The sequence below is a fragment of the Pseudomonas sp. AN-B15 genome (assembly GCF_019056475.1).
GTDB lineage: Bacteria > Pseudomonadota > Gammaproteobacteria > Pseudomonadales > Pseudomonadaceae > Aquipseudomonas > Aquipseudomonas parakoreensis.
The window spans coordinates 4,614,238-4,637,914 of record NZ_CP049737.1 but is presented as its reverse complement, the minus strand read 5'-3'; the positions used below and the strand labels follow the sequence as shown (position 1 = coordinate 4,637,914).

At 60.7% G+C, this 23,677-nt stretch carries 16 protein-coding genes; 7 read left to right on the top strand and 9 right to left on the bottom strand.

Annotated features, from left to right (window positions below; genetic code table 11):
• The first annotated feature begins 33 nt into the window (after positions 1-33).
• The 4 genes from GTQ41_RS20960 (at position 34) to GTQ41_RS20945 (ending at position 4,116) form a co-directional block, all read left to right on the top strand.
• Positions 34-1,137, top strand: coding sequence for an ABC transporter substrate-binding protein (locus tag GTQ41_RS20960; protein WP_217325351.1), 1,104 nt, complete (start codon positions 34-36; stop codon positions 1,135-1,137).
• Between the two features lie 156 nt (positions 1,138-1,293).
• A complete protein-coding gene (locus tag GTQ41_RS20955; RefSeq protein WP_007965862.1) occupies positions 1,294-2,202 on the top strand; it encodes an ABC transporter permease in 909 nt (302 codons plus the stop codon).
• Positions 2,199-3,047: an ABC transporter permease gene (locus GTQ41_RS20950; RefSeq protein ID WP_047296126.1), complete on the top strand. Its 849-nt coding sequence runs from the start codon at positions 2,199-2,201 to the stop codon at positions 3,045-3,047. Before GTQ41_RS20955 ends, GTQ41_RS20950 begins: the two co-directional genes overlap by 4 nt.
• 13 nt (positions 3,048-3,060) lie before the next feature.
• Positions 3,061-4,116 (top strand): ABC transporter ATP-binding protein, encoded by a 1,056-nt coding sequence (locus GTQ41_RS20945; RefSeq protein WP_047296124.1) that lies wholly within the window; start codon positions 3,061-3,063, stop codon positions 4,114-4,116.
• Positions 4,117-4,267: 151 nt separating this feature from the next.
• Here GTQ41_RS20945 and GTQ41_RS20940 read toward each other — a convergent pair whose 3' ends face one another.
• Entirely contained in the window at positions 4,268-5,197 is a 930-nt protein-coding gene (locus GTQ41_RS20940) for an AraC family transcriptional regulator (protein ID WP_047296122.1), read from the bottom strand.
• A 430-nt stretch (positions 5,198-5,627) separates the two neighbouring features.
• On the opposite strand from GTQ41_RS20940, the gene GTQ41_RS20935 reads away from it, so the two are divergent.
• Positions 5,628-5,981 carry a putative quinol monooxygenase gene (locus tag GTQ41_RS20935; protein ID WP_047296119.1) on the top strand — a complete coding sequence of 118 codons (354 nt, stop codon included), beginning with the start codon at positions 5,628-5,630 and terminating at the stop codon, positions 5,979-5,981.
• Between the two features lie 43 nt (positions 5,982-6,024).
• Positions 6,025-6,267, top strand: coding sequence for a hypothetical protein (locus GTQ41_RS20930; RefSeq protein ID WP_047296118.1), 243 nt, complete (start codon positions 6,025-6,027; stop codon positions 6,265-6,267).
• A gap of 6 nt (positions 6,268-6,273) precedes the next feature.
• Here GTQ41_RS20930 and GTQ41_RS20925 read toward each other — a convergent pair whose 3' ends face one another.
• Both GTQ41_RS20925 and GTQ41_RS20920 read right to left on the bottom strand, forming a co-directional pair.
• Positions 6,274-6,903, bottom strand: a complete 630-nt coding sequence (locus tag GTQ41_RS20925) for a flavin reductase family protein (protein WP_047296117.1) — start codon at positions 6,901-6,903, stop codon at positions 6,274-6,276.
• Positions 6,904-7,156: 253 nt separating this feature from the next.
• Positions 7,157-7,432 carry a hypothetical protein gene (locus GTQ41_RS20920; RefSeq protein ID WP_217325350.1) on the bottom strand — a complete coding sequence of 92 codons (276 nt, stop codon included), beginning with the start codon at positions 7,430-7,432 and terminating at the stop codon, positions 7,157-7,159.
• A gap of 342 nt (positions 7,433-7,774) precedes the next feature.
• On the opposite strand from GTQ41_RS20920, the gene GTQ41_RS20915 reads away from it, so the two are divergent.
• Positions 7,775-8,530, top strand: a complete 756-nt coding sequence (locus tag GTQ41_RS20915; protein ID WP_047296115.1) for a membrane protein — start codon at positions 7,775-7,777, stop codon at positions 8,528-8,530.
• Positions 8,531-8,678: 148 nt separating this feature from the next.
• Here GTQ41_RS20915 and GTQ41_RS20910 read toward each other — a convergent pair whose 3' ends face one another.
• From GTQ41_RS20910 to GTQ41_RS20885, 6 genes are all read right to left on the bottom strand, one after another.
• Positions 8,679-9,998 (bottom strand): MFS transporter, encoded by a 1,320-nt coding sequence (locus GTQ41_RS20910; RefSeq protein WP_047296114.1) that lies wholly within the window; start codon positions 9,996-9,998, stop codon positions 8,679-8,681.
• Between the two features lie 326 nt (positions 9,999-10,324).
• Positions 10,325-11,656, bottom strand: a complete 1,332-nt coding sequence (locus tag GTQ41_RS20905) for a sigma-54 dependent transcriptional regulator (protein ID WP_047296112.1) — start codon at positions 11,654-11,656, stop codon at positions 10,325-10,327.
• Positions 11,656-13,416 (bottom strand): ATP-binding protein, encoded by a 1,761-nt coding sequence (locus GTQ41_RS20900; protein WP_047296110.1) that lies wholly within the window; start codon positions 13,414-13,416, stop codon positions 11,656-11,658. The genes GTQ41_RS20905 and GTQ41_RS20900 overlap by 1 nt, the downstream gene beginning before the upstream one ends.
• Before the next feature lie 78 nt (positions 13,417-13,494).
• Positions 13,495-16,317 (bottom strand): RHS repeat domain-containing protein, encoded by a 2,823-nt coding sequence (locus tag GTQ41_RS20895; protein WP_047296108.1) that lies wholly within the window; start codon positions 16,315-16,317, stop codon positions 13,495-13,497.
• Between the two features lie 26 nt (positions 16,318-16,343).
• Positions 16,344-19,121 carry an RHS repeat domain-containing protein gene (locus GTQ41_RS20890; protein ID WP_047296106.1) on the bottom strand — a complete coding sequence of 926 codons (2,778 nt, stop codon included), beginning with the start codon at positions 19,119-19,121 and terminating at the stop codon, positions 16,344-16,346.
• Positions 19,121-23,653, bottom strand: a complete 4,533-nt coding sequence (locus GTQ41_RS20885) for a SpvB/TcaC N-terminal domain-containing protein (RefSeq protein ID WP_047296104.1) — start codon at positions 23,651-23,653, stop codon at positions 19,121-19,123. Before GTQ41_RS20885 ends, GTQ41_RS20890 begins: the two co-directional genes overlap by 1 nt.
• Positions 23,654-23,677: the final 24 nt, after the last annotated feature.

Here is a 23,677-nt window from a genome sequence, read left to right as displayed (position 1 = left end):
ACCTCATACTTAAAAGAACAAAGGGAGTCCTTCATGGGCGAGCATGATCTGAACAGGCGTCAATTCATTAAAACCGTCGGCGTCGCCTCGGTAGCAGCGGCGGCCCTGAGCATGCCCTTCATCCGGGCCAGCGCCAGCGACACACGGTTTGCCGGCAAGACCTTGCGTTTGCTGACCTGGTCGGATGACACCGGCCTCGCCGCACTGCGCAACATCGCCGCCACGTTCGAGGCCAAGACCGGCGCCAAGGTCATTGCCGACCGCACTGGCAGCACCTCGGAAATGGTCGCCAAACTCAAGGCCGGCGGTGACCGTCCGCAGTACGACATCATCACCCTGGCCGGAGTCGGTGCTGAAGGTCTGGCCGCCGCCGGACTGCTGGAAAAACCCGACCTCAACCGCATTCCCAACCTGATCGATGTACCGGAAAAATACCGCACCGGCGCCAACGGGCACGGCATCGGTTACCTGCTGTGGTGCAACAGTCTGGTCTACAGCACCCGCACCCTCAAACAGGCTCCGGACAGTTACGCCGCGCTGTGGGATGCCGATCTGGCGCCGAACATTTTCCTGCCGCCGCCGAACTGGACCGAGGCCATGGACCTGATCATCATCGCCGCGAAACTCGCCGGCGCTGATGAACACAACATTGAGCCGGGCTTCAAGAAACTCGCCGAGCTCAAGGATCGCGTGGTCACCCTCGGCGAGAACCCGAACCAGATCGCCGAGCTGTTCCGCACCGGTTCCCTGGACATGGGTGGTTTGTACGCCCCGGCATTCTTCCCCAAGCAGATCCGCGATCCGAACTACGGCCTCGGTGCCACGTTCGGCATGAAGGAAGGTTTCTACACCGACCTGATGCTCTCGGTGATGCCGAAGAACCGTCCGGGCGACACCGATCTGGCCTACGCCTTCATCGATCACTCTCTCGATCCGCTGGTGCAGGGCAAGATGGCCGAAGACATCTTCAACGGCCCGGTCAACGCCAAGGCGATCATCTCCGCCGAAGCGCGCAAGAGCCCGTACATCCTCACCCCGGAGCAGATTGCCGAGAAGGCGATCATGCACGACAACGCCTTCCTGGCGACCGTGCATGACCAATGGATTCGTCGTTATACGGAAATCTTTTCTTCCTGACCCTAACACCTCCTGTAGGAGCTGCCGAAGGCTGCGATCTTTTGCCTTTGATCTTCTTTGCGCAGATGAGGATCAACAGCAAGATCAAAAGATCGCAGCCTTCGGCAGCTCCTACAGGGATGTGTTGTTCGGCTTTCCATTGACGAGATCATTGCTATGGAACATCAATCCCTGACCCAACCGGTCGGCGCCGCAGACGTGCGCCCGGCGCGCGGTGTTTCGCCGACCGCCCGGGCGTGGTTTTTCCTCACGCCGTCGATGCTGTTTCTCGGTGTGCTGATCGCCGCCAGTCTGCTGGTGCTGCGCATGAGTGTCGGCACTAAAGGCGCGGAGTGGAGCGGGTTCAGCCTCGCCAGCTACGCGCAATTGCTCGAACCCTATTACCTGAAATCCCTGCTGCTGACCCTGCGTCTGGCGTTGATCAGTGCGGTGATCGCCGTGCTGCTGGCGATCCCGGTGGCGTACACAATGTCACGCCTGACCTCGCCGTTCGTGCGGCGGATCTTTCTCGCGGCGGTGCTGTTGCCGCTGCTGGTCAACCTGCTGCTGCAAAGCTACGGCTGGCTGGTGATTCTCGGCCCGGGCGGGATGCTCAACCAGACGCTGATGGGCCTGGGCCTGATCAAGCGCCCGATCATGTTGCTGTACAACCAGAACGGCGTGCTGATGGGCCTGGTGCAGACTGCGTTTCCACTGGCGGTGTTGCCGATTGCCAGCGCCATGCGCGGTGTCGCGCGCACCTACGAAGAGGCCGCCGCAACCCTGGGCGCCAGCCGTTTTCAGGTGTTCCGCCAGGTGGTGTTGCCGATGAGTCTGCCGGGGATCATCACCGGGGCGACGCTGGTGTTCGCCTACAACGCCAGCAGTTTTGTCGTGCCGTTGCTGCTCGGTGGTCGCCGTGTGCCGATGCTCGCGGTGATGGTGCATGACCAGATCGCGCCGCTGATGAACTGGCCCGCCGCATCGGCGGCCGGGGTGGTGCTGATCGTCACCACGCTGGCGATCATGACCCTGTCCGAATACATCACCGGCCGTCGTCGGCGCCTGCTGGAGGCTTCGCAATGAGTTCCCTGACCAACAAGCGCATGGCGCTGCTGCCCGGCGACACCGGCAAGTTCGCCGGGATCCTTTCCGGGGTCATTCTGCTGCTGGCGGTATTGCCGATCCTGACCATGATCGTCATGTCGTTCAGCGGTGCGTCGAACCTCGACTTCCCGCCGAGCAGCTACAGCCTGCAATGGTACAAGGCGGCCTGGCACACCTTCGTCTCGCCGGACGCCAGTGATGTGTTGAGCCTCGGCCAGGCCATGGCCACCAGCCTGCTGGTGTCGTGCCTGACCATGGTCTTCGCCACGCTGATCGCGGTGCCCGCCGCCTATGCGCTGACCCGCTGCGAGTTCCGTGGCAAAGCCGTGGCGCTGCAACTGATGTCGCTGCCGCTGGTGTTTCCGATGGTGGTGTTGGGTTTGGCGTTGTTGCTGGTGTTCGACAGCCTGCCGTTTCACCTGACCACCTCGCGGCTGGTGATTGCCCACGTGATTCTGGCGCTGCCGTTCGTGGTGAAAAACTGCACCGCCGCGATGCTCTCCATCGGCAGCGAAGTCGAAGAGGCGGCGCGGATGCTCGGCGCCTCACCGCTGCGGGCGATTGTCGATGTGGTGGTGCCGTTGATGAAGTCGGGGATTCTGGCGGGGATGCTGCTGGCGTTCATCGTCTCGTTCAACGAATTCACCGTGACCTATTTCCTCTACACCATCGACGTCATGACCGTGCCGATCTGGATGTACAGCCGCACCGTGTCATCGCTCGACCCTACCGTGTTCTCGTTTGCCGTGCTGATCGTGCTGATCGACTTCGTCCTGATCTGGGCGCTGGAGAAGCTGGTGGGCGAGGGCGGCGTTTCCTTTTGATTTGAGGTGCAACATGACTGGTCTGATTCTGGAAAACGTCGAGAAATTCTACGGCTCGGCTTGCGCGGTACAGGACGTCAACCTGCATTTGCCGGAAGGCAAACTGGTGTGTTTTCTCGGCCCGTCGGGCTGTGGCAAAACCACCTTGCTGCGGATGATCGCCGGGCTGGAAACCCTCACCGGCGGCGAGATTCGCCTCGACGGCGAGGACATCGGTCACACCCCGGCGCACCTGCGCAACTTCGGCATGGTGTTCCAGTCACTGGCGCTGTTTCCGCACATGACCGTTGGCGAGAACATCGCCTACCCGCTGAAACTGCGCGGCGTGAGCAAGGCCGAGCAGCAGGCGCGGGTGGTGGAGTTGCTGGAATTGATTCAGCTGCAAGCGATGATCGACCGGCCGGTGGCGAAACTCTCCGGCGGGCAACGACAGCGGGTGGCGATTGCCCGGGCCATCGCCTCACGGCCGAAAATCCTTCTGCTCGACGAACCGCTGTCGGCGCTGGACGCCAAGTTGCGCGAGTCGATGCAGGTGGAAATCCGCCAGTTGCAGCAGCGTTTGAACATCACCACGATCATGGTCACCCATGATCAGCGCGAAGCCATGACCATGGCCGACATCGTCGTGGTGCTCGGCGAGCACAAGGTGCAGCAGGTGGGCACGCCGATCGAAATCTATCGGCACCCGGCCAACGAGTTCGTCGCTGACTTCATCGGTTCGGGCAACATCTTCCCGGCCACGGCGCTGGGCGACGGCAAAGTCAGCCTGCCGGGCGGTGATGCGCTGCAAGTGCCGATCTGCAGCAGCATCGAGGCGGGGCAGAAGGTAAAGATGCTGATTCGTCCGGAAGACCTGCAACTGTCCGCGCCACAGACGACGGCGGGCAATCGCTTGCTCGGGAAGGTGACGTTCGTGAGGGATATCGGGGCGACCATCGAGACCACGGTGGAGTGTTCCGGGGTGACGTTTACCGCATTGAGCACGCCGTGTCAGGGGATCGGTTTGGGAATCGGGCATCCGGTGTCGGTGACGTTGCCGAGCGAGGCGTGTCGGGTACTCGGTGCCTGATTCTGGATTGAGGTTGTCTTGACTGGCCCCATCGCTGGCAAGCCAGCTCCCACAGGTTTTTCGGGTGTGTACACATTCTGTGATCAGCACAAAACTCTGTGGGAGCTGGCTTGCCAGCGATGGCGTCAGTCGATACAACACAACACCTTGATCAGACCGACTGCCGCAACCGCGCCAGATCCCTTAACGGCGGCGCACCAAACAAGCGGCTGTACTCACGGCTGAATTGCGACGGGCTTTCATAGCCCACGCGATAGCCCGCTGCCGACGCTTCCAGCCCTTCGGCCAGCATCAGGCGTCGCGCCTCTTGCAGGCGCAGTTGCTTTTGATATTGCAGCGGACTCATCGCGGTCATCGCTTTGAAACGGTGATGCAGGGTCGAGACGCTGAGGTTCACTTCTTTCGCCAGATCATCGATGCGCAGCGGCTGTTCGAAGTTGCCGTTGAGCCATTTGATCGCCTGACTGATGCGATGGCTCTGACTGTTGGCAATCGCAATCTCATACAAACGGTGGCCCTGCGGACTGCGCAGCAGGCGATAGAGAATCTCCCGGCGAATCAGTGGCGCGAGCATGGCGATGTCTTTCGGCGCATCCAGCAGTCGCGCCAGACGCAACACCGCGTCGAGCATCGCGCTGTCGATCTTCTCCACATACAGGCCGCGCCCGGTCGGCCGGGTCGGCACGCCCATGGGGCCGGCGTCGGCGATCAATGCGGTGATTTCCGCCGGGTCGATGTCCAGGCGCACGGCGAGGATCGGCTCCTCCGGCGAGACATTTACTACCCGCCCGCTGAGCGGCATCGAGACCGAGACCACCAGGTAATTCAGCGGGTCGTAATTGAAGAACTCATCGGCCAGCCGTACCTCTTTGCGACCCTGGGCCATGATGCACAGCGCCGGTTGCGCGAGCACCGGGGCGAAATCATGGGATTTTGTGTGGCGCGACATGAACAGTGAGCCGATGGCGGTCTGGTAACTGCCGTCGTCCGTGGTGTTGCGGCGGATGATCGCCGCGAGTTCTGCGCGCTGTTTTTCCATGTCGGCATCGGGCGGAGACTGGAAACGATCGAATGACGTCATGCGCGGCATCCTCTGCTAAGACGGTGGAATGGGGCAGAGACTATATTTGTGCAAGCGCCAGCGGTAGACACATCCTGTCAAATGCTTGCCTGATTCTGCATCGGCTGCTTTTGTGCCGCCGCGATCAGCCTGCATCCGACGCACAGTGCCTGCGGTCAAATCCCCCTGTAGGAGCTGCCGAAGGCTGCGATCTTTTGATTTTAAAAGCGAAAGTCAAAAGATCGCAGCCTTCGGCAGCTCCTACACAAAACTCGTATGACAGCGGTGTGACAGGGCTTTAGCGGTGGTTGCCAGTCGTTTATGCAGTCTCGCAGGATTGTGCAACAGGGCGGCAGGAATCGACTAACGGCACCTTGCGCGCGGCCCTTAACCTTGGTTCCTGTCGCAGCCCGTCCCCCGGCTGCCACGCGACTCCCTGGGAGGGTTGAACATGTCCAAGCAGATTCCCGTCAGTCATATGGCCTTCGTTCGAGCGCGCGCCGGCCGCTCCGCCGAACTGGGTATGCGCCTCAGTGCCTTGATCGAACCGTCACGCAACGCCCCCGGTTGCCTGAACTTCGCCTTGCAGCAGTCGCAATGCGATCCGGAGCTGTGGCTGGTTTCCGGTTTCTGGAGCCATCAACAGGCGATGACTGCGTATTTCAACAGCCCGTCGATGCAGATCTTTGCCGAGCTGGTCCAGGACCTGGTGGTCAACAGCCTGGATTTCCACACCTTCAAAGAGGTGTCGGCGGTGCAGGCGCTGGGACAATGCCCGGCACCGATACACAAACTCGCCGGTTGAGGGTTTAATGTCCGGCTTATTGGTCTGAGCCAGGATGTGTGCCATGGCACGTAAAGAGTTCGAACATTTCGAAGCAGTCTCCGCAGTCGTCCCCGTCGAGTTGGGCGGCAACAAGGGTTATCACGCGGCAATCGCGGTCAAGGCCCTGGTCGATGGCGGTGCGCCACGTTTCCATAAACTGCTGGGTGATCAGGTGTTCCCCGGCGCCATCGCTGCCGATGACGCGGCGACCCAGGAGCTGGAACGTCTGCAGGGCGTCACTGATGACGCCGAGCTGATCTGGTAACTGCGCTTACTTGCCCGCCCCCGGGCGCCACATTTTGAACAGGGCTTCAGGCCCCAACTGGAAATAATCCGCCGGCCCGCCGCCGCGCAGAATCGGTTCTGCCGCGGCGGTGTCGTAGATCCCGTCCTTCAACAGCCACTTGGCGATATGCACGGCAACCACTTCACCGAGAATCAGCCAGCTCGGCACGGTTTCGCCATCGGCGCGCTGCAACTGAATGATCTGCGTGACCTTGCATTCGAAGGACACCGGGCTTTCGGCTACCCGTGGCACTGCAATCAGCTTCGACGCCACCGGCGTCAGTCCCGCCAATTCAAACTCGTTGACCTCGGGCGCGACCATCGCGCAGCTCTGGTTCATCTGCTCGGCCAGCGGCCGGGTGGCGAGGTTCCAGGCGAATTCGCCGGTCTGCTCGATGTTGTTCAGGCTGTCTTTGCGTCCGACGCTGGAAAAACCAATGATCGGCGGAATGTAGTTGAACGCGTTGAAGAAGCTGTAAGGCGCAAGGTTCAGCCGGCCGTGGGCATCCTGCGAAGAAATCCAGCCGATAGGGCGCGGGCCGACGATGGCGTTGAACGGATCGTGGGGCAGGCCGTGGCCGTGAGCGGGTTCGTAGAAGTGGATGTCATCGGACATGGCTGGGGTTCCTCAAGAGGGCATTCTGAAAGACGCCATAGTGTAAGAGCGCACCGCGTATTTCCAGTCAAACGCTGATCCCACTGTAGGAGCTGCCGAAGGCTGCGATCTTTTGATCTTGCTCTTAAAAACAAAATCAAAAGATCGCAGCCTTCGGCAGCTCCTACAGGGGATTTTGGTGGATTTGAGAATTGTGCGGCTTCAGAAATGACTAAGCCCGGCCGAAGCCGGGCTGTGGAAGAGCTGCTGATATTCAGCTGATGGCTGCAGCAGTACCGGTTTTATCGAAGCCGTCAGCCGCGATGGCGTTGGCAGTACCGGTCTTGTCGAAGCCATCGGCAGCCACGGTTTTGCCGATGTTGGTTTTATCGAAACCGTCAGCGGCGTAAGTGCCCGAGTAGCTGGTTTCGATGGCGGCGCTGGCGCCGGAAATGAAGTCGGCCGATTTGGTTTTGTCCGAACCATCGGCAGCGAAAGTGTTGGCGGCCAATACGGACAGGGTCAGGGCGAGGATCAGTTTGGTTTTCATGTCAGTTACTCCAGATGCGTTGGCGATGTGTCTTGCTTGGATCTAATGCTACGCCAACTAAATTGATTAAAAAGCGCAAATAAATGCTAAAAACAATCGATTAACTTGATATTAAGGGCGGCGCATTCAATTCGCTTTCATCGTTAGAGCGAGCGCCGCGCAGGTCATCGATCAGGTAGGTGCAGGATGCGGGAGATGCATTAACCGCTAATTAATGGCCTCCTTCGAACTGTGTGACAGATTTTTCATGCATTCCCGACCGGTTTTTCACCGGTGCAACGCCAGTCTGCCCACGGCCAGAAAACCAAGAACCAGCCGTCTCACACTGGAGCTTTGCTTGCGATGAACAAACTGCCTCAAATCACCCTGGCGTTCTGGGTCATGAAAATCTGCGCGACGACCCTGGGGGAAACCGCGGGGGACTTGCTGTCGATGACCCTCAACGTCGGTTACGCCCTCAGCTCGCTGATCCTGATCAGCGTGTTCGTGCTGACCCTGATCACCCAGTTGATGGCCAAGACCTACAAGCCGCTGCTGTACTGGATCGTGATTCTGTCGACCAGCACCGCCGGCACCACCATGTCCGACTTCATGGACCGCACCCTTGAACTGGGCTACGCCACCGGATCGATGATCCTGATTGCGATTCTGCTGGCGATCTTCGCGGCCTGGCGCCTGAGCGGCGATTCGCTGAACGTCAGCAAGGTGCAGACCTTTCGGGGCGAGATGTTCTACTGGATGGCGATTCTGTTTTCCAACACCCTGGGGACCGCGCTCGGCGACTACCTGGCCGATGATTCGGGCCTGGGTTTTGCCGGTGGCGCGCTGCTGATCGGCTCGACCATTGCCGTGGTGGTCGCGCTCAAATACTTCACCAGGATTTCGACCGTGGTCTTGTTCTGGGTGGCGTTCGTGCTGACCCGGCCGTTCGGTGCGACCTTGGGTGACCTGATGACCAAATCCCATGAAAAGGGTGGCCTGGACTTCGGCACCATCGGCTCGTCGGCGGTGCTGGCGGGGATTCTGCTGGTGATGATTGCCGGCGCGTCGTTTGCGCAGAAGCGTTATGGCAAGCCGCCGGTTGCCGAGTTGACTTGATACCGAGTCGTCCCAATCGCTGGCAAGCCAGCTCCCACAATGATCGGTGATGTTCACCAAATCTGTGTGCACCACCTGAACCTGTGGGAGCTGGCTTGCCAGCGATGAGGCCACCACAGCCACCGTTGCAGTGGCTGTGAAAACCCGATCAGTCCGTCACGATCCGCGAATGTTTCTGCGTGTCTTTCATGGTGATGTACACCAGCAACGACACTGCGATGCACGCGGTCACGTACCAGTAGTAACCGGTTTCCATGCCGATGCTCTTGAACCACAGTGCGATGTATTCGGCGGTGCCGCCGAAGATCGATACGGTCAGTGCGTAGGGCAGACCGACGCCCAGCGCGCGGATTTCGGTCGGGAACAGTTCGGCTTTCACCACGGCGTTGATCGAGGTGTAGCCGCTGACAATGATCAGTGCGGCCATGATCAGGAAGAACGCGCCCCACCAGGTCTGGATGGTGTGCAGGGTCATCAGGATCGGCACGGTGAAGATCGTACCGAGTACGCCGAAAGCGATCAGGATCGGACGTCGACCGATTTTATCGGACAGGCCACCGATGATCGGTTGCAGGCACATGAACAGGAACAGCGTGGCGGCGGAAATGGTGGTCGAGTCGGAGATGCTCATGCCGACCGTGTTCACCAGGTATTTTTGCATGTAGGTGGTGTAGGTGTAGAACGCCAGCGTACCGCCCATGGTCAGGCCGACCACGGTGAGCAGCTCTTTCGGATGGCGCAGCAAGGTGCGCATGGCGCTTTCCTTGGACTTCTCTTTTTTGGTGAACGACTCGGTCTCTTCCATGCCGCGACGCAGGTACAGCGCGACGACCGCGCACAGTGCGCCGATGGCGAACGGAATACGCCAGCCCCACGCGTACAGCTGTTCGGTGGTCAGCAGGTTCTGCAGCACGATCAACACACCCAGCGCGATGAGCTGACCGGAGATCAGGGTCACGTACTGGAAGCTGGAGAAGAAACCGCGACGTTCCTTGGTCGCCATCTCCGACAGGTAGGTGGCCGAGGTGCCGTATTCGCCGCCCACCGACAGGCCCTGCAGCAGACGGGCAAACACCAGCAGGATCGGCGCGCCGATGCCGATGGTTTCGTAGTTCGGGCTGAGGGCGATCAGCAAGGAGCCGAAGCACATCAGGTAGACCGAGGCCATCAAGGCTTTCTTGCGACCGACCTTGTCGGCGTAGAGGCCCATCAGCCAGCCACCGATCGGACGCATCAGGAAGCCCACGGCGAAGATCGCGGCGGTGTTCATCAGTTGCGCGGTGGTGGAACCGGCGGGGAAGAAGGTTTTGGCAAAGTACAGCGAGAAAGCGGCGTAGACGTACCAGTCATACCACTCGACCATGTTGCCGACCGAGCCGCTGAAGATCGATTTGATCCGGCTGGCGGTGGTTCTTGCTTTGGCGGGCGCGGCAGCCGACCCAAGGGGCAGGGCGTTGGAGTTATCCATTGAAGGATCCTTCGTTTAATTGTTTTTGTGGAGCGCGTTAAAACGCAGCCTGCCGGGGCTATAGCAGGAGCTGTGCCAACGGCGAGAGGGGCGGTTTAGACGGGGTGGCGGGATTTAATGAGCGGAAATCCGCTTATGGCTGGATTGTGGTGAGCGGAAAATTGCTCATTCAGACAGACCCGTGGATCATCGTTGGCTGTGCCGGCCCCTTCGCGAGCAGGCTCGCTCCCACAGTGGTCGGTGGTGTTCACACATTCTGTGTTCAGCACAAAACCCTGTGGGAGCGTGGCTTGCCCGCGAAGAGGCCCGATCAGACACTGCAAAACTCAGCTGCCCGAAACAAACATCTCCCGACTCAGCCCATGCCGCTGCAGCTTTTCATTGAAGGTCCGGCGCGGCAGCTGCAACTCCTCCAGCACCGCTTTCACATCGCCCTTGTGCCGGGTCAGCGCTGCGCGCAGGCACTGCGCTTCAAACGCTTCCTGCTGCGCGGCGAGGGACTGGCCGGGGTCGATGCCCTGCACCGGCTCATCCAGCCCCAGTACCTGCCGCTCGGCAACGTTGGCCAGTTCCCGCACGTTGCCCGGCCAGTCGTGGCTGAGCAGGTGACTCAATTGCGCTCCGGAGAGTGGCGCAAAGGTGCGGCCCAGACGCTGGGCGGCGCTGAAGGCGAAGGATTCGAACAGCAGCGGGATGTCTTCGCGCCGATCACGCAGCGGCGGCAGACGCAGCTCGGCGACGTTCAGACGATACGCCAGGTCTTCGCGAAAACGTCCGGCCCGGGCCTCGTCCAGCAGATCAGGTTTGGTCGCGGCAACGATGCGCAAGTCGACACGAATGCTCTGATTCGACCCGAGGCGCTCCAGCTTCTGTTCCTGCAGCACTCGCAGCAATTTCACTTGCTGGGCCATTGGCATGCTTTCGATTTCATCAAGAAACAGCGTGCCGCCGTCGGCGTATTCCAGCTTGCCGATACGCTTGCCGGAAGCCCCGGTGAACGCGCCACTTTCGTGACCGAACAATTCGGCTTCGAACAACTGCTCGGGGATCGCCGCGCAGTTCAGCGCGACGAAGGGCTTGTCGGCGCGCGGGCCGAAATCATGCAGGCAACGCGCGATCAGTTCCTTGCCGCTGCCGGTTTCGCCACGGATCAGCACGTTGACCGGCAGCGCCGCCAGATCCAGCACCTGGCGGCGCAAGGTCTGCATGCCACGGGACACGCCGAGCAGCGTCGCATCGAGGCGGGCGCGGTGGTCGGCTTGCTCGTGCAGGGCGCGGTTTTCCAGGACCAGCCGACGCTTGTCGAGTGCGCGGCGCAGGCTGCCAAGCAGGGTCTCCGGGCTGAACGGTTTTTCCAGGAAGTCGTAGGCACCGTCACGCATGGCTTCGACCGCCATCGGCACATCGCCGTGACCGGTCAGCAGAATCACCGGCAGATCGGCATCACGTTTCTGCACTTCGGCCAGCAATTGCAGACCGCTGAGCCCGGGCATGCGCACATCGCTGAGGATCACCCCGGGAAAATGCGCCGGCAGGGCCGCGAGGCAATCTTCGGCTCGGCTGAACAGCTGCACTTCGAACCCCGACAGGCTCAGCCATTGCTCGACGGCATTGCGAATGCTGCTTTCGTCATCGACGACCATCACTGAATTGAGCATCAGAGGTGTGCCTCCAGATCGATCGGCAGGGTCAGGGCAAACACCGCACCGGCTTCGCCATTTTCCACGCTCAGACGCCCGCCGGATTCGTGCACGATAGCGAAGGATACCGCCAGCCCCAACCCCAGACCGTCGCCGACCGGTTTGGTGGTGAAGAACGGGTCGAACACCTGATTCAGGTGTTCTTCGGCAATCCCGCCGCCATTGTCGATCACACTCAGGCGCCACAGCTGTTCGTCGGCCTCCAGTCGGATTTCCAGACGCTTGCACGGTTTGCCTTGCATCGCATCGAGGGCGTTGCGCAGCAGGTTGATCAGCACCTGTTCGAGGCGGATCGCATCGCCGCGCACCCACGCCGGGCGCGTCAGGTGCAGCACCAGGCTGACCTGTTCATCGCGCAGACGGGCGTCGAGCAATTGCAGCGATTGATCGACCACCGTCGCCAGATCCAGGCGTTCGCGCAGGCCGCTGGGGCTCTTGCGGGCGAAGGTTTTCAGATGGCCGGTAAGCGACGCCATGCGCGTGAGCATGTCGTCCACCGGTTTGAGCGCCTTGTAGGCGTCATCGACACGGCCATGCTCGAGCAGCAGGCGCAGGGTCGCCAGTTGCATGCGTTGCGCAGTCAGCGGTTGATTGATTTCGTGGGCCAGGGCGGCGGACATTTGCCCCAGCGCCGCCAGTTTGGCCGATTGCACCAGACCGTCCTGCGCGGTGCGCAGATCGCGGGTGCGTTCCTCAACCAGTTGTTCGAGTTCTTCGCGGTTGCGCTGGCGGACTTTCGACAGACGCCAGCGCTGATTGAGAAACAGCAACAGAAACACCAGCGCCAGCCACACTCCCGCAGCGGCCAGCCCGGCGTTGCGCAAGTCCTCGAAGGCCACTTGCGGGCGGCGCAGCAGGTGCAGGGTCCAGCCTTCGGTGGTCAGCGGCAGCGATTCCCACAAGTAGTCCGCCGTTCCGTCCGGGCCTTCGACCCGGCGCAAGTCGCTGTTGTCGTCGAAGTGACGCAGCGACAGATGCGTCAGCGGGACCAGCGATTGTTTGTCGTACTGCCGCGTACGCTTGATCTCGGCCATGTCGCGGCTGTCCAGTGGCCGTAACGAGCGATAGCGCCAGCCGGGCTGGTTGGCGATGAAGATGATCCCGCGCGCATCGCTGACCAGTAACGTGTCACTGCCCTGGCTCCATTCGCGCTCAAGCTCGGGGAACTCCAGTTTGACCACCATCGCCCCGAGGAACTCGGCGTTGTCGCCCAGCACGGCGCTGGACAGAAAATAACCGGGGATGCCGCTGGTCACGCCCACCGCATAAAAGCGCCCGCTGCCCTGAGTGCGGGTCTGGCTGAAGTACGGACGAAAACCGTAGTTGTGGCCGACGTAACTGCTTGGCAGGCGCCAGTTGCTGGCGGCCACCGCGAGGCCGGTGTGATCGAGCAGTTCGAGGGTCGAGGACTGCGCCGCGCCGTTGATCTGCTCCAGCTTCAGGTTCAGCGCGTTCTGTTGCTCAGCACCCACTGGCCCGGCCAGCGCGCCGCGCAATTGCGGATCCAGCGCCAGCACGGCGGGCAGGGCGCGGTAGCGGTCGATCAGGGTATGCAGTGAATTGGCATACAACGCCAATTGCTGGCTGGCGCGGGTGGCGTCTTCCTCCAGCGCCTGACGCTCGGCGTGGCGGATGGCAAGGGCCGCCGCGATGGCCGCACCGGCAATGATCAGCAGGGTGTACAACGTCAAACGCAGGGTACGAGAAGTCGGCAGCATGCTGGACTGATGGATAAGGGGACGGGCGGGCACGATAGCATGGGGCCGGCGATCCTGTTCGCTTCATGTGTCAGCGGATCAGACCGTAGTGAACTGACGGGATCTGGAACGCAATATCGTGCGCGTGTATTCCAGCTCGTTGATCACGGCCGCCGTGGCCTGCCATAGATTTTGCGGAGTATCGCCTTCGTTTCGGCCCAATAGCCCATAGGTATTGATTGCCGTCAAACCTGCGCTCTCGAAGGCTTTTTCGATATCCAGCATGTTGGCAGACAAATAATCGATCAGGCCGCTCGCATTGGCGATGCCCTTGGCCATTTTTTCAGCGCTGAGCTCATGACTTGCTCCGGCGATTTCATGGCCTATTTCAATTGCACCCAACAGTGCCCCCGCCGTGGCGCTGATTTCAGCGGCAGCTTGCGGCAGCATTTCCTTGGCGCCAACACTGATCAGAGTCGACGCCACTTCCTTGGAGCCCTTGAGCACGCCCTTCTGCGTATCGGGGATCATTTTCGCGTACTTTTGCTGCAGGTAATTGATCGGTGCCATGGTTTTATATTCGGCTTTCTCGACAATTTTTTCTTTGGACAGACGGCTGGCCTTGAATTTGACAGACGCGCTGGTGCCGGTGCGTTCTGCGGCGTAATCCCACAATCCGCTAATCAGTTTCTTCGCGCCAATGCCCATTGCAATCCCTACGACGTTACCTGCGCCGGGAGCGACGGCGCCCAGCGCCTGGGCGCCGATACCGACCAGAATGCCGCCGCCGTAGGCCACGACCTGGCCGGTCAGGTGTACACCGGTGCGGCGCAGGACGGCCCCGGCAAATTGCCCGGTCGAGCGCTGGTTGAGTACCTGTTGCTGGGCATCCAGACCGCGACGCAGCGACAGCGCCAGAATGTTCAGATGACGATCGACCTGTTGTGACAGGCTGACCCGATCCCGGTAACGCTGCTTTTTCTCTTTGCTCAGTGCCTTTCTCTGATCGCGCTGAGCGGGGGTTTCGATAAACCTGTCCAAGGTCTGGCCGTCGGTGTCGATGTGGCCAATCGGATTGTTGGCGACAAAGGCATACAGGTTCAGCCCGTCGATATCCAGCGCCGGATCAGCGCTGACCCAGCGTTGCAACCACGGTGCGTAATAGCGTGCGCCATAGTAATAAAGGCCGCTGCTGTCCATTTCCCGGCCTGAATAGCGAATGGTTTTGTAGCCGACTTCCAGTGCCGAGCGAGTCGCCAGCCAGGCGGTTCCACCAAATGCGTAGTAATGCTCCAGGCTGATCACGTCAGCCTGCCGGTCAAGCTCCAGTGCGCAAGAACCAAGATGGTCATCAAGGTTATAGCGCAGTTGATCGGCTTCGATGCCGGACGGTCGGCCATTGAGCCAGTGCAGGCAACGTGCGCCTGGAAGATTGATGACATGCAGTTGCTGCCCGTCACTGCGGCTGTGGATTTCCAGGCCTGGCAGGTAGCGTACCTCGTGACGGTGGGTGACGGACGGGGTGTGGCTCAGCGAGCACTTGTAGATGCGCTCACCTTGGCTGTAACGGTAGGTTTCAACGTCGTCGGGCAAGCCGTTGCTGTGTTGCAGCAAGGTAACGCGAGTCAGTTGATCACGACTGTCCCACGCCAGAGGCTGAGCGCCGGGTTGCAGTTTCAACTGGTTACCGTGCTCGTCGAAGTGATCGCTGAACACCGGGTCGGGATCAGCGGATTTGCAGCGCACCCCACGATTACTGTTCGGGTCAATCTTCATCAGCTGAGTGAAATTGTGGCCTTCGCGCACATGCACAAGCTCGACGAGGTTGTTTCCCGCGTCATATGCATAATGTTCGGTGTAGTTGTAGCGTCGTCCCGGATCTACAGGCTGGATCGGTTGCGGTAAACCGGGCGACTGCTGCGGGATCTCGCCTTCGAAGCCGCGACTTTCGCTCAGCCGATACAACGAGTCGTAGACAAAGTGGCGATCACCCTCGACGCGCTGATTGGCAAAATACACTGTGGCCAGGGTGCGATCCTCGATACGCAGGATATTGCCGACCGGGTCGTAGGTGTAGCGCAAGTCTTGCAGCGGTTTTTCCTGATCCTTGCCGGCCAGCAGATGCAGCAGCCGACCGTCAGCAGGATCGTAGACGCGGCGGCTGCGAACACCATTACCGACCAGTTGTTCCAGCGGCTGGCCCGAGGCGTTGTATGCGGCAGCGTCGAGTACCGGTTGCGCTGCGTCCGCCCCGGCTATCCACAGTGATACCCGACTTGACTGGCCGGCGACATCGTAGCTGGAGCATTGTCGGTGACCACCGGCATCGGTGACTTGCACCACATTGCCGCGTGCGTCGAAATCCATACGCGTGATGAACGCCGTCGTCTCGCCAGACAGCGTACGTGTTTCACCCACGGCCTTGCCATGCAGGCTGTATCCGTCGACCACCACCGTGGCGCCCGGGTCGGCGCTTTCGCTCAGCTCACCGCGCAGGTTATGTCCGGGGTCGGCATTGTGGTCGGCATAGCTGTAGCGCTCGACGTCGACTTGCGCATCTTCAGTGACGGCGATCAACCGCATCATCGGGTCGTATCGATAGCGCCATTGCTTGCCGCGCTGGTCTTGGCGTTGCAACACTTCATTGGCCAGACCGGGCAGATTGACGCGCCAGCCGGAATCGACGCTGTCGACTTTCAGTGGTTCGCCGTCCAGACGGTAGGCGGTGGTCAGGCAGGGCATGGGGAGCCGTGGGTCATATTGTTCGATCAGACGGCCGTTGGGGTCGTAGCATTGGCGGGTGATCTGGCATTGGACTTCGGCGTCCACCACCGTCCGCAGATAAGCAACGTTTCTGGCCGGCAGCCCCCTGGGATCGTGAGCCGACAGGGTGGGCGTTCGCCAGTGCACTGAAGGACTCATGCCCGCCCCTCTGAGAAACGGATCATTCAGGCTGCCTTTTTCCGGGTTCGGCGCTGCGCCAGCAAGAACTGATTGTCAGTAGTGCCCATCGCTTTGTACGCCGTCATCATGTCTTGAGAGCGCTTGATGGTGGACAGCGTAAAACGGGTCAGACGACGCAGGTCCGAGCGAGCGATGGGGGCCAGGGTCTCTACCGATGTCATGTGGTTGATGTTCGGCAGTGAGTTGGCCGGGTAAACGATGTCGGTGCCCAGCGCATCGAATGCATTTTCTGCCCAGCCGGCACGTTGTTCTACCGCCGATTTCCAGTCATCGAGCATTGTGTCTATTTTCTGGATCTTTACCGGATCAAGGCGGTTTTTGATGTCTTCTGCTTCTACTGCCCGGGCAAACATGTTCTGTGCTGCGGGGATGATCGATATCCACGAAGCCATGAGCCGGCCCATGATGAAGGAGGGGTTGAGTACCGCATCCAGGCCCGGATGAATCAGCTCGTCTTTCACGTGTCGCCAGGAGCTGATTTCCTTTGCGCCTGCTCTGATGCCCAGCTCGTGATCAATGGCCTTGACCGAGATCTGCGAGGTTTGCGGAATCAGTGGGCCCGTTCTGAGACCGGCGCTGTTGGCGATCGGATCTATCATGGCCGTGGCGGAGTCGCCGCCAATATTGCCGCCGATCACCCCCCCGGTCGTGGTGTAAGGCGTGGTGCCAGGCATATTGGGAATCACCAGGTCAACCAGCTTGCCGCCTGCGACACCGCCCTCATAGCCGACGACCCCTCTCACGACTTCGCCTGCCATGTTCAGTGCCAGATTCATTGCCACACCCTCCTCATGGAGAATGTTGTGGATTTGCCCCGCCACCTGCGTGGAATGTCCCTGGACGCTGGAAAGAAAGGCTGAATACAGCATGATCACACTTTCCGCCTTGTTGTTTCCGTCAGGATCCACATACCGCAGCGGATTGTTACCCACGAACGCAAACCGGTTTGGCCCATCGACATCTCCCGCCGGATCCGCACTGAGCCATCGTTGCAACCACGGCGCGTAATACCGCGCGCCGTAGTAATACAAACCGCTGACATCCATTTCCTTGCCTGAATAGCGCAGCGTCTTGTAGTCAATCTCAACCGCCGAATTCGCGCTCATCCACGCGGTCGCACCGAACGGGTAATAGCCTTCGTGGCTGATCAGGCGCGCCTGCTGGTCCAGTTCCATCACGCATGAGCCCAAGTGGTCATTGAGGGTGTAACGCAACTGGTTGTCGGCAACGCCCGGCGGTTTTCCGCTGAGCCAATGCAGGCAAACGACATGGCCGCCGCCGGTGGCGAGACTGATGACGTGCAGTTGCTCCGTGTTGTCCTTGCTGCGGATTTCCAGTCCGGGCAGGTAGCGCACTTCGTGGAAATGCCGGGTAGAACCGCTGTAGGTGTCGTGGCGTTTGTAGACGCGCGCGCCTTGGCTGTAGTGATAGAACTCGGCGTCATCCGGGCCGTTTTCGCGTTGGACCAGAGTCACCGAAGCCAGTTGATCGCGGGCGTCCCAGCGTAATGTCAGTCCCGGTTGCAGGGCCATCAGGTTGCCGTGGCGGTCGAATAACCGTTCGAAATCCGGTGCGGGATCACCTTCTGTCCAGCGCACACCGCGATTGCTTGCTGCGTCGATATGCATCAACCGGGTCTGGCAGGCGCCTTCGCGCACATGACGCAGTTGCGTCAGGTTGCCGCCGTGATCGTAGCGGTAGGTCTGCAGGTAATTGCGCCGATCCCTGGGATCGCTGGGCTGCGGTCGGCCGGGAATGTCGCCGGGGGTGGCATCGTCGTAACCGCTGGCGCTGATCAGCCGATACAACGAGTCGTAATGAAACGCGCGTTCGCCGTCGACCCGCTGGTTGGCGAAATAACTGGGAGTGAACACGTTGTCGAGGATGCGTGTCGGGTTGCCGACCGGATCGTATTCATAACTGATGTCCTGCAGGGGTGGCTGCGCACCTTTTCGCGCCCATTGCCGCTGCAGACGCCCTGTGCCTGGCTCGTAGTCCCAGTTGCTGGCAATGCCATTGCCGGCCTGTTGTTTGATGATTTGTCCGACGGCGTTGAACTGCGTGTCGAGCAACACCTCCTGCCAGGTGTGGTCGCCGGCCAGTTGCAGTTGCAACTGTTTGAGTTGACCGGCGACGTCGTAGCGCAATTGCTGACGATGGCCGCCAGCGTCGGTCTGTTCCAGCATCGCGTCCAGCGGGCTGAAAATACGCTGGGTGACAAACTCCCGGGCATCGGTAAAGGTGCGGCTTTCGCGCAGTGGCTGACCGGCCAGGCTGTAGCTGTTCAGGTGCAGGCTGCCGGACGGGTCGATTTGCTCCAGTAATCGGCCGCGCTGGTTGTGCTCGGGCGGAGCACTGGCATCGGCATAGGTAAAGGTGCCACTGAGCGTGTCGGCGCTGTTGCTGATCGCCACCAGGCGCAGCAGCTCATCGTAACGGCTGCGCCAGTGCACGCCGCGCGCGTCCCAGCGCTGCACGGTTTGCCCGGCCAGCCCGGGCAGACTCAGGCGCCAGCCGGCGTCGACGTTGCTGACCTTGAGTGGCTGGCCGTTGAGGTCGTAGAGGTGAGTAGTGCTCGGGCCGCTCAGGCGTGGATCGAACTGCGCCACCAGACGCCCGGCCATATCGTGCTGTTGGCGAGTCACCAGGGCCTGGGCCGTCTCATCGGCCCGTGCGCGCAGATAGCCAACCTGACGCAGCGGCAAGCCGCGACCGTCGATCACGACGAGCGATGGCGTGCGCCGATGGAGATTGGCGCTCATCAGTGCAGCATCCGTGGTGAAGCCGACGCCTGCTCAGCGGTTTCGTCGGTGTCGTTGAAGTCTTCGCTGGTCTGATACCACGGATGATAGGTCTCGCGAGAAAAGTAGCCTTTGGCGTTGATCAACTTGACCGGACGCCCGAGCGGGTCATAGAACAGCTGATCGAAGTAGCCGTACCGTCGCAGCGATTGATCATTGACGTAGCCGTGAGTATCGGCAAAAAACGGCCGGAACTGCCGCACCGCCAGGCCCTTGTTGTTGTATTCGACCCGGGCGCTGACCCGCCAGCGTGACTCGGCGTGTTCCTCGCGCAACTGTCCGCGATCGACGATCAGTGACCCATCAGCGGCCACTACACAGGCGATTCCGGGTTCGACCCGTTGCAGGGTTTGCAACGCGCGGCCAAAACCGTCCACGTAGCTGATGGTGATCTGCACTTGTGCCGCCACCGGATCATCGGGATAGCGGTCGGCACTCAGCGTCGCGCTGTGCACCGGTGTGCGCGCAACCGCGTTGATGAGTTCACGCAGTGCCTGTTCGGCGGGTGTCGGCGCCGTCAATTGCGCCAGCCGTCGGCGCGCGCTGGCGCGAATGTGCAGGCTCGGCAAGACATCGCCGCTGGCCAGCCATTGGTCAAGCAGTTGCGGCGTTGTGTTGACCTGTGTCGGCAACCGTCCCATCCAGCTGAACAAATCCCTGTGCAAGGTGCTGGCCGCTTTTTGTACGGTCGCCTGCGGGTTGGCAATCGCGGCGTCCGGGCCTGGATCTACTGGGCGAACGTATTCGTCGAGCGGTCGAAAACCGGCAGCGACAGCGTTTTCTGTGCCATGGAAGCTGGTCGCAAAAGGTTGGCCGGAAGGTGCATAGAGCGCTTCCTGAATGTTCTCGTTGGCATCGATGATGCGCACTGGCTGCAGAGCATGGCGATCGTATTCGCAGCGGGTGATGCAGCCATCCGGCAGTTCGACGCTGATGACCAGCAGGCGATACTCGTCGTATTGCGCCTCGGTCCAGCCGTGGCTCAGGGTTTCGCGATACGCAAGGACCCGGAAGAAATCCTTGGCCTCGGCGTACTTCGCGTAGTTGTAATGCGCGGACCAAAGGCTTTCGGCGTTCGCGTTTACCGCCGTGTCGTCGAACAGTAGCGGCATGGGTGTGTAACCGATGTTCGCCAGCTCCTGCAGGATATCGAACGGTGGCGGCAGAACGTCGTAGGCGGCGAGGGCCGTCTTGTCAAAGCTGGCCATTTCCAGCGGCCCTGTCAGCGCTTCGAATTGCGCCGAGCCATCGGGCAGCAGACTGCCGTCTTCTGTCTTGATATAGCGCTGTACGGTTTGTCCGGTCAGCACCCGCAGGGCATTCCACTCGGGCGAGCGGACATGTTCCTTGAGTGACTCCCAGTTTGTCTCTTGCGGGTTGAGACCCGATGGCAGGTCGCCGTTTGGCAATACCAGGGCATTGCGGCGTTGCTGCCAGGGCAGGTGGAGGCGCCATTGTTGCGGGTTCTTGTCCAGATTGATCGAGCGTGCGCGTGTTTCGTCGAGATAAAAAAAACGCTGCGCCGGGTCATGCGCGTCCCGCCACCACTGTTGTTCGTCGGGGTCGCTGAAAGGCGGGGGATCGCCCGGCAGGCGCCGTCGTGCATAACTGATGGTCAGGCTGTGAGTGGCGTGGCCGTATTCGCTGCTGTTGAGCAACACTTCATGCCGGCACAACGGGTCGTCAATGAAACCATCGTACTGATAGCTAAGTTTTTCCAGGGTCTGCACCAGCAGCACGGCTGCCGATCCCTGCCGAGCTGTGGGCTGGACATCTCGCACCCGATAACGAAACTCCTCTACCGCACAGAGCCGTGTATTGGCCGGCTCGTCAGTGCCGTTCCAGGTTTCGATACGGGCGACGGCGCCGACCAGCGCACGCGCAATTGCACGGCGTACGCCTTCGTCCTCTGGCGTTACGGGTTCATCGTATTCATCGCCGGGGTGATAGCGACTGAAGACGGTGGGTCGCAAGTCAACTGCGTCACGGTCACCGTCGAAGTAACCCTGCCTTGATCGATCCATCGCCTGCCCGGTCAAGAACCAGGTACAGACCCGCACCGGTGCTGTGAAGCCAGCTTCGTCATCGCCCGCCGAACGTTCGCTGTCGGTCTGCTGCAGGTGACCGAAACCACGAAATTCACGCTCGGTGCTGTCGTAGACGCCTTCGCGATAGACGCACGATTGCGTCAGGCAATTGCCGGTAATTTCATCCAGTTGGCGTTGCCGGCTGACGACTTGAACCGCGAACGGTAAATGGCACACCGGTATTTCCCCGGGATGCTCGACTCGCCACTGCTGCTTTTCATCCAGCCATTCCTGGGCAGAGCTGCGGTAGACCACCTGCGTGGCGCAGCCCATGTTGTTGTTGGTCGCGGTCAGCAAATAAGGCTTGGCTGCGACGAAGTCGTAGCGCCAGTGCTGCGGGGTCATGTGCGGCACCGTCAGGATCAGGCTGGCACAACCCAGGCCTTGCAGGTCGGCGAAAGTGACCTGACACAGACGGTCGTAACTCACGCCTGGCGGCCACGGCACGAAGACGGGCGTCTGTTCCAGGCCATTGCCGCCGCGATTGAGGTAGATCTCGAAGCCGGCGGTTTTCAGATAAATCAAGGCCGGTGCGCCGGAGCCGTCGAGGTCGGCGATCCGCAGTTGCTCGACGTTGAATTCGTCGTACAGGAAGGGCAGGGCACTGATCACCCGGCCTTCGCCGAATTTGCCATGCCCCAGATTGGGCCAGCATTTGATTTCGTTGTGCCGGATCCGGCACAGCTCGCTCATGTCACTGCCGAGCATGTTGCCCAGAAACACCAGTTCTGTGGGGGCGTTGCCGAACAGCGGCAGACTGTCCTCATTGTCTTCGCGAGGCACCTCTTCGGCGCTGGAAAATCCCTGCTCCCGGCGATTGGCATACAAGCGCACCGCGCGCGGACCGATCAGTGCCAGCGAGTTGAGGCCATCACCGACCAGGTCGCCGAGCTGCGAAAGTGTGTTGAAAAATTCCAGCGGCATGCCGTTAAACGCGATGAATGGCGCCCAGCTGCGGTCGGCATTCAACGTGCGATATCCGCCGATGCCCGGTTCGGCAACGCTCCAGTCCAGTCGCCCGTTGCCGGTCAGGTCGAGCAAGATCTGCCGCGCGGCGCCGGCGCGTCTGGCCACCGGGATCTGTTCCAGTTCAGTCCAGGGCGCATAGGTGATGGCGTCAGGTCCCGCCATTGCACGAAGCGGTTCGCGGTAATACCAGCACTGATCGTAGCGGCAGAGAAATCCCGGTAGACCTTCGCCGTACAGGTCGAGGCACTGGTAAAACTGGCCATCCTCAACGCCCGGCATATTGTCTTCGGCGAACATCCGGGTCGGGATTTTATTGATCGCGAAGGGCGAGTAGTCAAACTCCACCGGCGGTGTCGTCTCCAGCGCGCCGCTGGCATCGAAGGCCTGATAGTGAGCGGCGTTGATCCGGTTGTACGTCCATGGATCGGAGGGCGACGGGTATTCGAGCAGCAGCCGCCGCACCAGCAGTGGATCCGCACCGGCAGGTCGCGAGAAGTTGTGGAACATCAGGATTTGTCGGCACAGGCGCCGCGTACCCAGCTCGAAACCCTGACCGAAGGTGGAGAACGGATCCCGGCGTTTATCCCAGACAGCCAGGCTGTCGCCACCGTACACCGGAGCCTCTGTCAGTGAACGGGTGCGCTCGCCGTAATCGAACAACAGATGGAAATGCCAATCCAGTTCGGTCAGATCATCCACGGTCCAGCTGAACAAATGCTGGCTGGCCGTGACGTTGCCATAGAACACCGCGCGCAAGTAACGCTGGGCGCGGTAATCGTGAATCGGGTCGAGGTCCTGGTCATCGGCCAGATAGGCAAAGCAGATGTGCTCGCCAAGCGGGTTCATGCTCTCGCACAGCAACCAACTGGCGACGCGAAGTGCATCGTCCGGATCGGCCCGGCGCGAGGCGCGGGTCTTGCCGTATACCTGCAGTGAACCGTCCGCGCCGTGGATCAGCCAGAAGGGTGGCTCGGCTGCCGTTTTTGTCGCCCGTTGCCAGCGCTCGCGGAGCGCAAAGTCACGTTCGACCCGCGGCCAGTAACGCACGACGTTGTGATAGCCGACTTCAATTCCGTTGTAGGATTTTTCAAGGCGCGACTTTACTGTGCCGTCGTCGTTGAGTTCCGGCAGCCACACCTCACCATCGTCACCGATGATTTCATCGAGATCGCTATAACGCGGTACCCCTTTTGCGGTACCACGGCTGATCTGAGCAATGCCCAGGCTCCAGCCGAAGCCGAATGGCCCGTTGCCGGTCTGACTGCTGTACGTCAGCGACAGTTGCGGATCCCAGCCACGTCCGGCGGACAGCGGCAGTGGCAGTTCAAATGAAGCCGCGCCAGTGGCACCCACTGCCCCCCAGCTTTTGCCGATCGTTGTGATCGACGCGCTGCTGGCGATGGACGGGGTGATGATGCTCAGCTCTTGATCGGCCATGGTCGGATCCATTGCACACGCGAA